Raw genomic sequence first — 15403 nt, forward strand, 5'->3', positions numbered from 1 at the left:
GCTTTTTTATTATCTGCACTACGGGATAGAAAACAAGCATGCAAGAGCAATTAGATCAGCTGATCAGGTCCGTTGTCACCGGCTTAGGCTTCCAAGTTTGGGGCTACGAATACCGTCCACAGTCTGAAAGCGCCCTGCTACGTATCTTTATTGAAAATGAAGGTGGCGTATCCATCGACAACTGCACTCAAGTAAGCCGCCAAATTGGTGCCGCTTTAGATGTAGATGATCTGATTCCAGTTGCCTACATATTAGAAGTATCTTCACCCGGCATTGATCGGGTACTTTTTAGCCCGGAACAATATAATGCGTATATCGGTGAGACGGTCAAGATTCGCACCCGTACACCGGTAGAAAGCCGCCGCAACTTTCGCGGCACACTAGAAAGTGTAAGCGACACCCATGTAACCATCAGTGTCGACAATGAACAGTTTGAAATACCATTTGACGTTGTAGACCGGGCCCGCCTGGTAATGGCATAACAAATCAATAAAATGCCCGCCGTATTTTTAAGGAAGGACTCATGAGCAAAGAAATACTATATGTTGTTGACGCTGTCTCGAACGAGAAAAATGTTGACCCTGACATTATTTTCGATGCGGTAGAAACTGCGCTAGCAACAGCCACGCGTAAGCGTTTTGGCATGGGAATGGACGTGCGTGTCAGTATCAACCGGATTACCGGTGACTACGACACCTTCCGACGCTGGCAGGTGGTTGACGATGAAGATCCTGAATTTGAATCTCCAGAAAGCCAAATTCTTCTAAGCTATGCAAAAGACAAAGGTCTTGATGCTGAAATCGGCGACTACATAGAAGAGCAGATTGATTCTGTTGAGTTTGGACGCATTGCAGCACAAACCGCTAAGCAAGTGATTGTACAGCGCGTTCGTCAGGCAGAGCGTGAGCGCATCGTTGAAGCATTCCTTGATCGTGTAGGCCAATTAGTACTCGGTACTGTGAAGCGTACCGATCGTCGCGGCATTGTTCTGGATATGGGCGATAACGCTGAAGCAATTATTCCTCGTGAAGAAATGATTCCACGCGAGAATGCTCGTGTTGGTGACCGTATGCGTGGTCTATTGAAAGAGATTCGCGAAGATGTCCGCGGCCCTCAGATGATTGTTAGCCGTACTGACAACAATTTCCTGATTGAGCTATTGAAGCTTGAAGTTCCGGAAATTGGTCAGGAGCTGATTGATATTATGGGCGCTGCCCGCGATCCTGGTTCACGCGCTAAAATTGCCGTTCGCGCCAATGTGCCGAACCTAGACCCTATCGGTGCGTGTGTTGGTATGCGTGGTTCACGTATCCAGACAGTCACCAATGAATTAAGTAATGAGCGCGTTGATATTATCCCTTGGGATGATGACGTTGCTCGCTTCACTATTAATGCCATGCAACCTGCTACCGTCACCTCAATTGTCGTTGATGAAGATGCTCGCAGCATGGATATTGGTGTTGAGCCTGACAAACTATCGCAAGCCATTGGTAAAGGTGGACAGAATGTTCGCTTAGCTAGCGAGCTGACAGGTTGGACACTCAATGTAATGAGTGAAGATGACGCAGAGAAAAAAGTCCAGCAGGAAACGATTGCAATTATCGAAATGTTTGCTGAGCAATTGGATGTCGATGAGGAAGTTGCTACCATTCTTCACGAAGAAGGGTTCACCACTCTAGACGAAGTTGCTTACGTACCGAAAGAAGAAATGATTGAAATTGCTGAGTTCGACGAAGAAATTGTCGAAGAGCTAAGGTCTCGTGCACGTAATGCATTATTGGCACTGGCAATTTCTGGTGGTAATGGCAAACCTGCAAAAGACCTGCTTGAAATGGATGGCATGAATGATGAAATGGCTCATAAACTGGCTAAAGCCGGAATATGCACCATGGAAGATCTTGCCGAGCAATCTATCGATGAACTCACTGTCATTGATGGCATTGATGAGACATTGGCAGGTGAATTAATTATGACAGCACGCGCACCGTGGTTCGCCGATGAGACCCCCTCGGACGATAACGCGATAACAGAAGACACAGCCGCCAAGACTGAGTCCAATGTTTAAGGCGACAGGAGAAATACATTATGTCAGAAATATCAGTACAAAAATTAGCCGAAACAATCGGTGCTCCGGTCGAGACCTTGTTGCGGCAGATGAAAGAAGCAGGGATAAACGTCAAGGGTGCTGATGACAGCATCACTGATCGTCAAAAACTTGATTTGCTTGAGCACATTCGCCAAGCAACAGGTTCATCCTCTGATGGCAAGATCACTTTAAAGAAGCGCTCAAACAATGAGCTAAAGCTTGGTGGCTCTGCCGGTAAAAGCGGTCGCACTGTGAATGTGGAAGTGCGTCGTAAGAAGACTATTGTCCGCAATGATCTGAATAAGCCAGCACCTGCTCCGGAAGCTCCGACTCCAGAAGTAGTAGAAGCAGCACCTGTTGCACCAACACCTCCTCCAGTAGCGCCGACTCCTCCGGTAGCTGAAGCCCCTTCAGGCTCTAGCCGTACAGAAGAGCTAGGCAAGCAACTGGAAGCGGAGCGTCAGGCTCGTGAAAGCGCGATTCTTGAGCAACGCCGCCAGCAAGCAGACAAGCAAGCTAGAAAAGTACAGAAAGCCGCTGATGCAGCCGAAGCCAAAGCAGCCCCAGCGGTTGAAGCTCCAGCTACCCCTGCACCAGTAGAGCAAAGCGCTCCGGCAGCTAAGGCGCCAGAGGCTCCTAAACAAGCACCTGCAGCTAAGCCAGCAGAAGCCACAGCACCAAAAGCGCCAGCTCAGGAAGCTAAAAAGCCTGAACCGGTAGCGACTAAGCCTGCTGAACCAGCACAGAAAGAAGAAAAGAAATCAGAAGAGGCACCAAAACCAACATTGATGGTTAATAAGACAAAACCAGAAGACAAAGTAGACGCAGCCGGTTTACCGATTGAGCCAAAAGCTCGTCGTGCAGCCGTTGCGGCAAAAGCCCGAGCAGAAGCGGCAGCAATCTTTAAGAAGCGCCCTTCCCGCGCTAAAGTTGTTCCACCTCCAGCCCCGGCAGCACCTGCGAAGGCGGCAGAGCCAGCGGCTAAAGCAGCTCCGGCAGCAAAGCCAGCTGAAGCAGCAAAGGCAGCTCCAGCAGCAGACAAGGGCAAGAAAAAGCCATTCCAGGGACGCGGTGGACCATCGACTCCTTTGCATATCAAAAACAATGGCGGCCAGAACAACGGACGTCGTGGTGATGATCGTCGTAAAGGTGGCAAAGGTAAGCGAGGCAATCAGCGTCGCACTGCAACCGTTGACCAGTCGAATGAGCATGGTTTTGAAATGCCAACTGCACCCGTTGTGCGCGAAGTAGAAATTCCAGAGACTATTATCGTTTCTGAATTAGCGCAGAAAATGGCTGTAAAAGGCGGCGACATTATTCGTACCATGATGGGCATGGGCGTAATGGCTACCATCAATCAGGCACTGGATCAGGACACAGCGATTCTTATCGTTGAGGAAATGGGCCATAAAGGTGTTCCTGGTAAGGCTGTCGATGAGGAAAGCCAAGTTGCTGACCTGATTGAGAATATTGGTGACTATGAGCTTCACTCACGTCCACCAGTCGTTACCATCATGGGTCACGTTGACCACGGTAAAACATCGTTGCTGGATTACATTCGTACAACTCGCGTTGCCTCTGGCGAAGCGGGTGGTATTACGCAGCACATTGGTGCATATCACGTTGAGACGCCTAACGGTATCGTGTCGTTCCTGGATACACCAGGCCACGCCGCCTTTACCTCAATGCGTGCACGTGGTGCCAAAGCAACTGACGTTGTTATCCTAGTTGTTGCAGCTGATGATGGTGTAATGCCTCAGACTCGTGAAGCCATTGAGCACACTCGTTCAGCGGGTGTTCCAATGATCGTTGCGATCAACAAAATTGATAAGCCAGACGCTGATGCTGAGCGCGTTAAAACAGAACTCTCCAACTTTGGCGTTATCGCTGAAGAGTGGGGCGGCGAAGATATCTTCGTGAGTGTTTCTGCCAAAACTGGTCAAGGTATCACCGAGCTTTTAGACTCCATTCTACTGGTTTCTGAAGTACTTGAGCTTAAGGCTCGTACTGAAGGCCCTGCACAAGGTTTGGTTATTGAGTCACGCCTTGAGAAAGGTCGTGGTGCAGTATCAACGGTTCTTGTTCAGCAAGGTACTTTGAAGCGCGGCGACATTGTGCTGGCAGGTTCTGAGTACGGTCGTATCCGTGCAATGCTGGATGAAGACGGAAAGAGCATCAACGAAGCGGGTCCATCGATCCCAGTTGAGATTCTTGGTTTGTCTGGTACCGCATCTTCCGGTGAGCCAGTAATGGTGATGGAAAATGAGCGCAAGGCGAAAGAGATTTCTACCATGCGTCATAACAAAGAACGTGAAACCCGTTTTGCTGCTCAACAAGCTGCGAAATTGGATGAGATGTTCTCTAAGATGCGCGATGGTGAGAAATCCACTCTGAATGTACTGTTGAAAGCAGACGTTCACGGAAGTCTGGAAGCGATTAAGCAGTCTCTGGCGGGCATTTCAACTGATGAAGTTGCTGTGAAAATGATCGGCTCTGGCGTTGGTGGTATCAGTGAAACGGATGTTGCACTGGCTCAAGCCTCTGAAGCGATTATGATCGGCTTTAACGTTCGTGCTGATGCAAGTGCGCGTCGTTTAGCGTCTGAAGCAGGTATTGAGATTCGCTACTACAGCATCATCTATGAGCTAATCGATGACGTTCGTGATGCGCTGAGTGGCTTGTTGAAACCTGAGCTACGCGAAGAGATGACCGGCCTTGCTGAAGTACGTGGCGTATTTAAAGGCTCTGGCTTTGGTAATATCGCTGGTTGCTTGGTTACAGAAGGTGTTGTTAAGCGCGGCAATCCGATTCGTGTACTCCGTGATAACGTCGTTATTTATGAGGGTGAGCTGGAATCTCTACGCCGCCATCAGGATGACGTATCTGAAGTACGTATGGGTACTGAGTGTGGTATCGGTGTGAAGAACTACGATGATGTTCGCGCTGGCGACCAGATCGAAATCTACACACGTACCGTTATTCAACGTACTCTGGACAAGTAAATGCCACACGATTATTCACGTACTGACCGGATTGCCGAGCAGATTAAGCGCGAATTAGCACAGTTGATTCGCACTCATGTCAAAGACCCTCGGGTTGGCATGGTTGCGATCCTTGATGTAAAGGTCACTAAAGACCTTTCTCAAGCAAAAGTGTTCTTCGATATGCTGGATGCCGATTCTCACAGTGATTGTGAGAAAGGCCTAAATAATGCGGCAGGTTTTTTACGCCGTGAGTTAGGTCGCACCATACAGCTACGCGCTACCCCTGCTCTGAAATTCATTTATGATGATACCGAGCTTAAGGCAAACCAGTTATCACACCTTATCGATCAGGCTGTTGCCTCCGATCGTAAAGAAGATGGCGACCAAGACTAAATTGCTGAATGCCTAGACCAAAAAAAGGAAACCCGCTTGATGGGATACTGCTGTTAGACAAGCCATTAGGCATGAGCTCTAACGCAGCCCTACAGCGGGCTAAAGGCCTGTATAAGGCCCGTAAAGCCGGACATACCGGAAGCTTGGACCCCCTCGCTTCTGGTGTACTTCCGATCTGCTTTGGCGAGGCCACTAAAGTCTCCGCCTTTCTACTAAGTTCCGATAAGCGCTACCGCACTGTTGCTCAGCTGGGTCAAATCAGCAGCACCGGTGATATGGAAGGCGAAATCCTCGAAACCAACCCCGTTCCGGCACTGGATAGTGCTGCGATTGAAGCGGTATTGGCGCAATTTCGCGGACCCATCGAACAAATTCCTCCAATGCACTCTGCACTCAAACATGAGGGCACGCCTTTATATAAGCTAGCCCGTCAGGGTATTAGCATTGAGCGCAAAGTACGTCATGTCACTATCTACGAACTCACCGTTATTGAGTCTAGTGATACGACACTGACATTAGATGTACTGTGCAGCAAAGGGACTTATATTCGTACCTTAGTTGAAGATATCGGTAATGCACTCGGTTGTGGCGCGTTTGTCGCTGAACTTCGTCGTACTGAAGTCTCTCCTTTTGGAGAATATCCAATCTACACCTTAGAACAGCTAACGGCTTTAGCTGAAACGGGTGGTTTGATGGATATTCTACTGCCGGTTGATACCGCTATTGCGCACTGGCCAAGCCTAAATCTAAATGCCGAAGAAACCCAACGCCTATGCAATGGCTTACGGGTTGAGCGCGATGATGTACCAGAAGCAGAAGGGATTCGTTTGTATGATCCTGAGAACCGCTTTATTGGTACCGGACAACGCCACGAAAGCGGCATGCTAGCGGCAAAACGGCTACTCAGAACCGATTAAAAACGCGCGTCATGTATTTAATCATGCTCACAAAGCATGGTATGATGCGCCGCTGACCCCGCTGCTTGGTATTAATTCTAGTCAATTACCTCTAGGCTTCGGGATTTTAAAACCGATTCACTGATTGGTGAATCATATGTATGGAATAAAAGACTATGTCTTTAAGTGCAGAAATTAAAGCAGCAATCGTTGCTGAATACGCGGTAAAAGAAGGTGATACTGGTTCTTGTGAAGTACAGGTTGCATTGCTAACCGCTAACATCAAGCACCTGACTGAACACTTCAAAGAGCACAAGCATGACCACCACTCACGTCGTGGTTTGCTGAGAATGGTTAACCAGCGTCGTAAGCTGCTGGACTACCTGAACGGTAAAGACTCTGGCCGTTACCAAGAACTGATCAAGCGTCTAGGTCTGCGTCGCTAAGTCAAGTCTGAAAAACACCGCTCTCAGGCGGTGTTTTTCATTGCACCACCGTTTTATATAAGTCGTCACGCAGGAAGGTTGTTCAAAAGTACTTGCGAATACTATCCACGAGTGTTTTTGAACAGCCTGCCGGTGACTCAAAATGATAAAGGAAAAAATATGTTTTCTGTTGTAACGACAACATTCCAGTATGGTGAGCATACTGTTGAGTTAGAAATGGGCGAGATCGCTCGTCAGGCAAGTGCTGCAGTTAAAGTTGATATGGGCGGCACCGTTGCTCTGGTTAGCGTTGTAGGAAAAAAGAACGCTGACTCTGGTCGTGACTTCTTCCCTCTGACGGTTAACTATCAGGAAAAAGTATACGCCGCTGGTAAGATCCCTGGTGGATTCTTCAAGCGCGAAGGTCGTCCAAGCGAAGCAGAGACTCTGACTGCACGTTTGATTGACCGCCCTATTCGTCCGTTATTCCCTGCTGGCTTCATGAATGAAGTTCAGGTAATCGTGACAATCGTTTCGATCAACCCTGAAGTTGATCCTGCTATCGCCGCAATGCTGGGTACTTCAGCAGCACTTGCCGCGTCTGGTATTCCGTTTGCTGGCCCAATTGGTGCGGCTCAAATCGGTTTCATCGATGGCGCATACGTATTAAACCCTAGCAAAACTCAACTGACAGAATCTTCATTGGATTTGATGGTAGCTGGTACTGCTGGTGCGGTTCTGATGGTTGAGTCAGAAGCAAAAGAATTGTCTGAAGAAGTTATGCTTGGCGCAGTGGTATTTGGTCATGACCAAATGCAAAGCGCGATTGCTGCAATCAAAGAATTCGCTTCAGAAGTTGGCACCCCAGCTTGGGATTGGACAGCACCTGAAAAAGATACTGCACTTGAAGCTAAAGTTGCTGAAATCGGTGAAGCTGATTTATTAGCCGCTTTCCAAACTGCTGACAAGATGGAGCGTCAGAACTTAGTTTCTGCTGCTCTGGACAAAATTATTGCTCAACTGATTCCTGAAAATGCGGGCGAAGATGCACCCTCTTTAGATGCAATCAAAGGTGCTTTCAAAGGTCTTGAGAAGAAAGTTGTTCGTGGCCGCGTAATCGCAGGCGAGCCTCGTATTGATGGTCGTGACACAACAACTGTTCGTGATATCGACGTTCGCGTTGGTGTACTGCCAAGGACTCATGGTTCTGCACTGTTCACCCGTGGAGAGACTCAGGCGCTAGTGGTAACGACTCTGGGTACTGCACGTGACGCTCAGATCATTGATGCACTGAGCGGCGAGTACAAAGATCACTTCTTGTTCCACTACAACTTTCCTCCGTACTGCGTCGGTGAAACTGGTTTTGTTGGCTCTCCAAAGCGTCGCGAAATCGGCCACGGTCGCTTGGCGAAGCGCGGTGTGTTAGCGGTTATGCCAGATCAGGAAGAATTCCCATACACGATTCGTGTTGTATCTGAGATCACAGAATCTAATGGTTCAAGCTCAATGGCTTCTGTTTGTGGTTCTTCTCTGGCACTGATGGACGCTGGTGTTCCAATCAAGTCACCGGTTGCTGGTATCGCAATGGGCTTGGTTAAAGAAGGCGACGACTACGCAGTTCTGACTGATATCTTAGGTGATGAAGATCACTTGGGCGACATGGACTTTAAAGTGGCTGGTACTCGTTCTGGTATCAACGCACTACAGATGGATATCAAGATTGACGGTATCACTCGTGAAATCATGCAGAAGGCATTGGATCAAGCGCACGGTGCACGTCTGCACATTCTGGATGAGATGGAGAAAGCAATCTCCAGACCTCGCGAAGAGTTGTCTGAATACGCACCACGTTATGTCACGATGAAAATCAACTCTGACAAAATCCGTGAAGTTATCGGTAAAGGCGGCGAGACTATTCGCAGCATTACTGAGCAGACTGGCACTCAGATTGATATCTCTGACGACGGCACCATCAAGATTGCAGCAGTAGATGGCGTTGCAGCTAACAAAGCGAAGGCGATGATCGAAGCGATCACTGCTGAAGCAGAAGTTGGCAAGATTTACGAAGGTACGGTTGCTAAGATCATGGACTTCGGTGCATTCGTAACAATTCTGCCGGGCAAAGATGGCTTGGTTCACATCTCACAGATCAGCGATGAGCGTGTTGAAGATGTAAACGCACACCTGAAGGAAGGTCAAAAAGTACGTGTTAAGCTGCTAGAGATCGATCGTCAAGGTCGTATGCGCTTGAGCATGAAAGAAGCAAAAGATGCTGATGCAGCGCCAGCTGAGACCGCTGCTGAGTAAGTTTTCACTACTTAGCACCTGTTCTCACTGAGCATCAGGAAAGAAGGTCTCTTTAATCGGAGGCCTTTTTTTTTGCATCCATAACGGATTAAACTACGTTAATACTAATAGATAGAACGTTCAGCGAAGGATTGGTTAATAATAGTAACCTCTCTGAAACTGATTAACCATGGACCTTCTGATGGAAGATAACTTTGCGGCATTACTAAGCCAATGTGCACGACAAGACCAAGCTGCTTTTAAAAAGCTGTATCAAGAAGCATCGCCTAAGCTTTATAGCCTAGCTCTACGCTTGATGCAGAAGCCTGAACTAGCAGAAGACGTGCTACAGGAAGCCTTTATAAAGATCTGGCAAAAAGCCGATAGTTATAATGCCCAAAAAGGTTTGGCCCTAACATGGATGGCAACCATTACCCGTAACAAAGCGCTGGATAAAATGCGCAGCCTGAAATTAAAATCGGCTGAAACAGAAATCCAGTACGAAGGCCTCGACTTTGCTTCGGAAGACCTTGAGCCTGAGCATCAGGAAGGCTTAAGCCAAGAGATGCAACGGTTACGGGAATGCCTGAAGCAGTTACAGCCATCGCAACGGGAATGTATTTTGCTGTCTTATTATTATGGCCATACCCATCAGGAGTTATCCGAAAAACTGAATACCCCGCTCGGAACAGTTAAAGCCTGGATTCGAAGAGGGCTGGAGACACTAAAACCATGTCTGAGTTAAACCGTTATCAGAATCCGGATGTATTCGAAAAACTTGCCATGTCCTATGCTGCCGGAACACTGCATGGACGGGCGCGAACACGCTTCGAAGCGTTGATGGAGCAGCATTTTTATTTGCAAGCGACTGTCTCTGCTTACGAAAGCAAATTTGGTAATTTGGTCGAGCTATTACCCAGCGAAAAACCATCTGACCGCGTTTGGAAAGAAATTGAAGCCAGCATTTTAAGCAGCTTACCCGCACAGGAAGCCTCTAAGGCCGAGCGTAGCAGTTGGTTTGGCTGGTTAAAGCAAGGCTATGCCTATGCCGCTTTAGCCGTCGTAGTCGCTATTTTGGTGGTGGTCAACCCACTTTCAACGGGCAGAGACGCGATTGCTTATGCTGCAGTTTTGGAAAGTGCTGATAACACGCCAATGGCGATTACCCGTATCACACAGGACGACTTGACGTTATCAGTTGATCTGATGAAGGATATCCCGTTAGAAGACGGCGATGTACTGAAGCTGTGGTGCCGCTCTAAAACAGGTGGCAAACCGGTATTTATGGGTGAGCTATCAAAAGGCTCTCGCACCTTGATTAAGATGGATAAAGCAGAGTTTGATCACCTGAAAATGGTTGGCTCGCTGGAAATCACATCTGAGTCTACCGTAAAAGCCAATGGCCCGCACACTGCGATCCTCAAAGGCAGCCTAACCACTGTCACGGAAAATAAATAACAGATTCCTTTTTATGAGTCATTACTTTTTAACATGCCTGAGACCTGTGCGCTCAGGCATGATTTTATTTAGCACCCTATTCTTACTGGCTTGCGGCACGGTCGCACACTCCACCTCCTATCGTGTTTCGATGGAGCCGGATGACCTGAAAAGCTCGCAGTATATGCAACTGAAGCTGGAAGGCAGCTTAGGTATTAGTGGCGCTAAGGTAAATGATTTAGACGTGACTGAGTTATCCGACTTAGCTTGGGATGCCGATGAGAAGCTCCTATACGCAATTTCAGACCGTGGATACCTGTACACCATACGCTTGAGCATCAACAATAACAAACTGACTAAAGCCGATATCATTTCTGCGACGACGCTTAAGGGTAAGAACAAGCAACCCGTTCGGGGACGTGATCAAGACTCCGAAGGCATGACCATCAAAAATGCCAATAACGGACGTGCTGGCGATGCCGAGTTAATTATTTCGTTTGAAGGTAATAGCCGCTTAGTTCGCTACAACACCCGTGGTGATTACTTAGGCGAACTCCCCTTACCCAAAAAACTCAGCAATCACCGTAACTTCCGCCACGGCAATAAAATGCTGGAGAGCCTGACAACGCATCCCAAATATGGCCTGGTTACCGCAGCTGAGTTACCGCTCAAAGCAAACCCAGAAAACCAACAAACACTGTATTCGCAACGTGGGCAAGAGTGGCACTTCCCTCGCCATAAGGCTGCAGAGAGCTCAGTGACTGCACTGGAAGTATTACCCAATGGTGACATATTAGTATTGGAGCGCGCCTTCTCCGGCATCTTTAGCCCGCTGGTGGTTAGCCTGCGGCAGGTGATGCTAAACCAATGCGATAAGTTCTCCCACTGCAAAACGCGCGACTTAGCGGTGTTTAATAGTGGTGAAGGTTGGAATATTGATAACTTTGAAGGCCTAACTCATTTAGGCGGCAATCGCTATTTGATGGTGTCGGATGACAACAAAAATCCATTACAGCAAACCTTGCTAGTGATGTTCGAAATCACGCCTTAAATCGCGCTTACTCCTGAGGTGTAGCGCGAGCAATAGCCCAAACGCTCACTCGTGTAACGCCCGCAGCTTTTAATATTCGCGCCAGCTCATTCGTGGTTGCGGCCGTAGTAACCACATCATCCAGAATTGCGATGTGCGCCGGTAGCGAAGCTCCCTCCTTAACGGCAAACACATCCCGAATATTTTCTATACGCCGCTCAGCACTCAGCAAGCTTTGCGCTTGCGTACTTCGTGCACGTGTCACGGCTTTGACTAATGGAATATCCAGAGAACGTCGAAGCTCACGATAAATCTCAAGTGTTTGATTAAAGCCACGCTCACGCAACCGCGCATTATGCAAAGGCACGGGTAAGATGGCATCGGGTAGTGGAACGTTAGATTGTTTTAATTGTTGAGCCAGTAGGTAACCCAACACTTTGGCATAGCTAAGCTGATGCCCGAATTTCATGCGCTTGATTAGAAAATCAACCGGTGTGGCATAGTGTAAAACGCATGTCACCGAATCACTGATTGGTGGGCCTCGCTGACATTTGGAGCAAACCGCTAACGCGGTATTATCCAAGGGTAAGCTGCAACGCTGACACGCGTGCAGCAACCATGGTAAATCTTGCTGGCAAGCAGTGCATAAAGAAACAGCCGCATCACTTACCGCATCGCACAGTACACAAGAGGGAGCAAACCAATGGGAAAGTCCCCGAATTAGCGCCCCCTGCTTCATAGTGCTACCTTATAAATGAACAAACTAAAATTAGAAGCTCAGATTATAGATCATCATATGCACCGCAATACTGGCAACATAGCCAAGAGCAATGGCCCAAGCCCATTTTAGGTGAGACACAAAAGTATAAATACCACGCGCCTGCCCCATCAAAGCCACACCTGCAGCAGATCCAACTGATAATAAGGAACCACCAACACCCGCCGTTAGCGTGACCAGCAACCACTGCCCCGTGCTCAGGTCAGGGTTCATACTCAGTACCGCAAACATCACCGGGATATTATCGACCACGGCAGACATTACGCCCACCAGAATATTAGCCGTTGTAGCACCTAAAACACCGTATAGCAGGCCAGATACCTGTGCCAGATAGCCAAGCGCACCCAGACCACCAACACACAAAATAACGCCATAGAAGAACATTAATGTGTCCCACTCCGAGCGCTGCAGTTGGTTGTAAATATCGAAGCGACCAATGCGGTTATCTTCAACGGTAGATTTGTGCGTATTCTTCAAGTGATGTCCATACAGTTGTAGCAGACCCAGACCCGTCATCATGCCCAGCATTGGCGGCAAGTGGAATGTGTTGTGGAAAGTAACGGCAAGGAAGATAGTGAATACAAACAAGCCAAGGACCACAAACGCACCATACTTCAAACGAGTCGGCGTATCTTTAGGCGCTGGCTGAGCATTCGGCAGGAAGAACGACATAATCACTGCCGGAATCAACCAGTTCACTAATGCAGAAGGTAACAAGCCAAGGAATCCACCGAAGCTCACTTTACCTGCCTGCCAAACCATCAATGTGGTGATATCACCAAACGGGCTAAATGCACCACCGGCATTGGCTGCCACCACAATATTGATACAAGCTAATACCACAAATTGTTTCACTTGAGGGTCTTCGTGAATTACAGCACGTCCGCCAGCGACCGAAATGACCACCGCCGCCATCAACAACGCCGTTGTTAGGTTATCCGCTAATGGCGAAATCAGGAATGACATCAAACCCGTCACCCAGAAAATCATTTTCAGTGAATAGCCTTTAGCAACCAACCAGCCGCGCAATGCGTCAAAAATACCACGCTCTTCCATGGTGTTAATGTAGGTCATTGCCACCAGCAGGAATAACAACAAGTAGGCGTATTCCAGCATATTGTGAGCGAGGAACCCTTCAACATCCGCTGTGTGTCCGACATTGGCATAAGAGATCGACACGATCACCCAGATGATACCAGCCGCCACGATAACCGGTTTCGATTTTTTCAGGTGAATAACATCTTCCAGTATCACGAAAATATAGGCAATCACAAATATTGCAACAGCGAGCCAGCCAAGTGTCGTAGCGGTCAGGTCTTGTGGCTGAACAGTCACTACGCTAGAGGCATAAGCTGGCGAAAAAACTGCCAGCATAATCGCTAGGAGTATCGGGATTTTTGGAAGACTAAACACGATAATATTCTCTGTTTGGGTTATGCTTAACCATATGATTAAACGCAAAAGACGCGGATTGTAGCACGCACCCACACTGTTTGAGACTTTTTCAATATGGATAAACTAAGCCACTTTAATACTCAGGGCGAAGCCCACATGGTCGACGTCGGCGCAAAGTCAGTGACGCACCGCACTGCCGTGAGTATCGGGCGCATAGAAATGCTGGATAGCACACTGGAGCACATTCGCTCTGGCAATAATAAAAAAGGTGATGTGTTAGGCGTGGCGCGTATCGCTGGCATTATGGGCGCCAAGCGCACTGCTGACTTAGTCCCTTTATGCCACCCACTCGCCTTAACTAAAGTTGAGATTGATTTGGTGACGCAGGATGAACCACCCGCCGTCATTTGCACCGCAACGGTTGAAACTCGCGGCCAGACTGGCGTGGAAATGGAAGCATTAAACGCAGTACAGATTACACTGTTAACGATTTACGATATGTGTAAAGCCGTGGACAAAGGAATGCGAATAGAAGGTGTGCAGCTATTGGAAAAGCGCGGTGGAAAATCCGGCACATGGCGTGCCGGATAAATAGAATCTTATTGCTTAACATCCGGTAGGGTGATGTTTAATTCCAATACATCGAAATCATCACCCTGTTCTACCTGGAAATTAACGTCCCGATCACTGACCGACACATATTTACGAATGACCTCAATAATCTCTTCGCGTAATTTAGGCAGATAATCCGGCCCCTTATGATTGCCCGCACCTTGTGCATGCTCGTGTGCAATCAGAATTTGCAGACGCTCTTTAGCCTGCTTCGCCGTATTTTTCTTGCGATCCTGACGAAATAAATCAAATAAACCCATGCGACCCTCCTTAGCCGAACAGTTTCTTAAAGAAACCTTTCTTCTTAATATCCATGAATCGGTGCGGAACATCCGCTCCTAAGAAGCGTTCGATCGCATCAGAGTACGCCATACCAGCCGTACTAGCTTGATCCAGAATAACCGGTGAGCCGCTATTTGAAGCCTGCAGCACGCTGCCAGACTCTGGAATAACGCCCAATAACGGGATCGATAAAATCTCAACAATATCGTCTACGCTCAACATATCGCCGCCTTCCACACGCTCCGGTGAATAGCGGGTGACCAGTAGATGTTCTTTAACTGTCTCACCTTGCTCTGCTTTACGCGAACGGCTTTGTAAAATACCTAAGATACGATCAGAGTCACGCACTGAAGAGACTTCAGGGTTTGTCACAACAATCGCTTCATCAGCAAAATACAGCGCCATAAATGCGCCTTTCTCGATACCAGCCGGTGAATCACATACGATGTACTCGAAGCCATCAGCTTTCAACTCTTCGATGACGGTCTCAACGCCTTCCTGACTCAGCGCATCTTTATCGCGTGTTTGAGAAGCAGGCAAGATATACAGATTCTCAACCCGCTTATCTCTGATCATCGCCTGCTTAAGGGTCGCTTCACCATTGATCACATTGACAAAGTCGTAAACAACGCGGCGCTCAACACCCATGATCAGGTCAAGATTACGCAAGCCTACGTCAAAGTCGATAACCGCTGTTTTATGCCCTTTGGCGGCCAAGCCCGTTGCGATCGCTGCGCTGCTAGTTGTTTTTCCTACACCCCCTTTACCGGAAGTGACAACAATTACCTTGCTCAATATG

Annotated in this window: 15 protein-coding genes; 11 read left to right on the forward strand and 4 right to left on the reverse strand. The window is 48.1% G+C overall.

All coding sequences use genetic code 11. The features are described from left to right. Nucleotides 1-38: 38 nt before the first annotated feature. The 10 genes from rimP (at nt 39) to LEUMU_RS0113540 (ending at nt 11558) form a co-directional block, all read left to right on the forward strand. Nucleotides 39-482: a ribosome maturation factor RimP gene (gene rimP, locus LEUMU_RS0113495; RefSeq protein WP_022952816.1), complete on the forward strand. Its 444-nt coding sequence runs from the start codon at nt 39-41 to the stop codon at nt 480-482. 41 nt (nt 483-523) lie between these two features. Next, the gene (gene nusA / locus LEUMU_RS26065; protein ID WP_022952817.1) at nt 524-2065 is read left to right on the forward strand and encodes a transcription termination factor NusA; all 1542 of its coding nucleotides are present in this window, start codon (nt 524-526) and stop codon (nt 2063-2065) included. Between the two features lie 20 nt (nt 2066-2085). Further along, the gene (gene infB / locus LEUMU_RS0113505) at nt 2086-5088 is read left to right on the forward strand and encodes a translation initiation factor IF-2 (protein ID WP_022952818.1); all 3003 of its coding nucleotides are present in this window, start codon (nt 2086-2088) and stop codon (nt 5086-5088) included. Beyond that, the gene (gene rbfA / locus LEUMU_RS0113510; protein ID WP_022952819.1) at nt 5089-5463 is read left to right on the forward strand and encodes a 30S ribosome-binding factor RbfA; all 375 of its coding nucleotides are present in this window, start codon (nt 5089-5091) and stop codon (nt 5461-5463) included. 8 nt (nt 5464-5471) lie between these two features. After that, nucleotides 5472-6380, forward strand: a complete 909-nt coding sequence (truB, locus tag LEUMU_RS0113515) for a tRNA pseudouridine(55) synthase TruB (RefSeq protein WP_022952820.1) — start codon at nt 5472-5474, stop codon at nt 6378-6380. Between the two features lie 155 nt (nt 6381-6535). Further along, nucleotides 6536-6805 (forward strand): 30S ribosomal protein S15, encoded by a 270-nt coding sequence (gene rpsO, locus LEUMU_RS0113520; RefSeq protein ID WP_022952821.1) that lies wholly within the window; start codon nt 6536-6538, stop codon nt 6803-6805. Between the two features lie 159 nt (nt 6806-6964). Next, nucleotides 6965-9091 carry a polyribonucleotide nucleotidyltransferase gene (gene pnp / locus LEUMU_RS0113525; protein WP_022952822.1) on the forward strand — a complete coding sequence of 709 codons (2127 nt, stop codon included), beginning with the start codon at nt 6965-6967 and terminating at the stop codon, nt 9089-9091. Between the two features lie 181 nt (nt 9092-9272). Then, nucleotides 9273-9815 carry a sigma-70 family RNA polymerase sigma factor gene (locus LEUMU_RS0113530; protein ID WP_022952823.1) on the forward strand — a complete coding sequence of 181 codons (543 nt, stop codon included), beginning with the start codon at nt 9273-9275 and terminating at the stop codon, nt 9813-9815. Next, nucleotides 9803-10528 carry an anti-sigma factor domain-containing protein gene (locus LEUMU_RS0113535; RefSeq protein WP_022952824.1) on the forward strand — a complete coding sequence of 242 codons (726 nt, stop codon included), beginning with the start codon at nt 9803-9805 and terminating at the stop codon, nt 10526-10528. The genes LEUMU_RS0113530 and LEUMU_RS0113535 overlap by 13 nt, the downstream gene beginning before the upstream one ends. A gap of 58 nt (nt 10529-10586) precedes the next feature. Continuing rightward, complete coding sequence (locus LEUMU_RS0113540) at nt 10587-11558, forward strand: esterase-like activity of phytase family protein (protein WP_022952825.1); 972 nt, start codon at nt 10587-10589, stop codon at nt 11556-11558. Nucleotides 11559-11565: 7 nt separating this feature from the next. Here the strand turns inward: LEUMU_RS0113540 and LEUMU_RS0113545 are convergent, their stop codons facing one another. Further along, nucleotides 11566-12276, reverse strand: a complete 711-nt coding sequence (locus LEUMU_RS0113545) for a ComF family protein (RefSeq protein WP_022952826.1) — start codon at nt 12274-12276, stop codon at nt 11566-11568. A gap of 30 nt (nt 12277-12306) precedes the next feature. After that, complete coding sequence (gene nhaD / locus LEUMU_RS0113550) at nt 12307-13689, reverse strand: sodium:proton antiporter NhaD (protein WP_022952827.1); 1383 nt, start codon at nt 13687-13689, stop codon at nt 12307-12309. 135 nt (nt 13690-13824) lie between these two features. Here nhaD and moaC point away from each other — a divergent pair, with 135 nt between their 5' ends. Beyond that, complete coding sequence (gene moaC, locus LEUMU_RS0113555; RefSeq protein ID WP_022952828.1) at nt 13825-14301, forward strand: cyclic pyranopterin monophosphate synthase MoaC; 477 nt, start codon at nt 13825-13827, stop codon at nt 14299-14301. Nucleotides 14302-14309: 8 nt separating this feature from the next. Here the strand turns inward: moaC and minE are convergent, their stop codons facing one another. Beyond that, the gene (gene minE, locus LEUMU_RS0113560) at nt 14310-14582 is read right to left on the reverse strand and encodes a cell division topological specificity factor MinE (RefSeq protein WP_022952829.1); all 273 of its coding nucleotides are present in this window, start codon (nt 14580-14582) and stop codon (nt 14310-14312) included. 10 nt (nt 14583-14592) lie between these two features. Then, nucleotides 14593-15399 carry a septum site-determining protein MinD gene (gene minD, locus LEUMU_RS0113565; RefSeq protein WP_022952830.1) on the reverse strand — a complete coding sequence of 269 codons (807 nt, stop codon included), beginning with the start codon at nt 15397-15399 and terminating at the stop codon, nt 14593-14595. Nucleotides 15400-15403 lie beyond the last annotated feature (4 nt).

The organism is Leucothrix mucor DSM 2157, from assembly GCF_000419525.1.
Taxonomy (GTDB): Bacteria; Pseudomonadota; Gammaproteobacteria; order Thiotrichales; family Thiotrichaceae; genus Leucothrix; species Leucothrix mucor.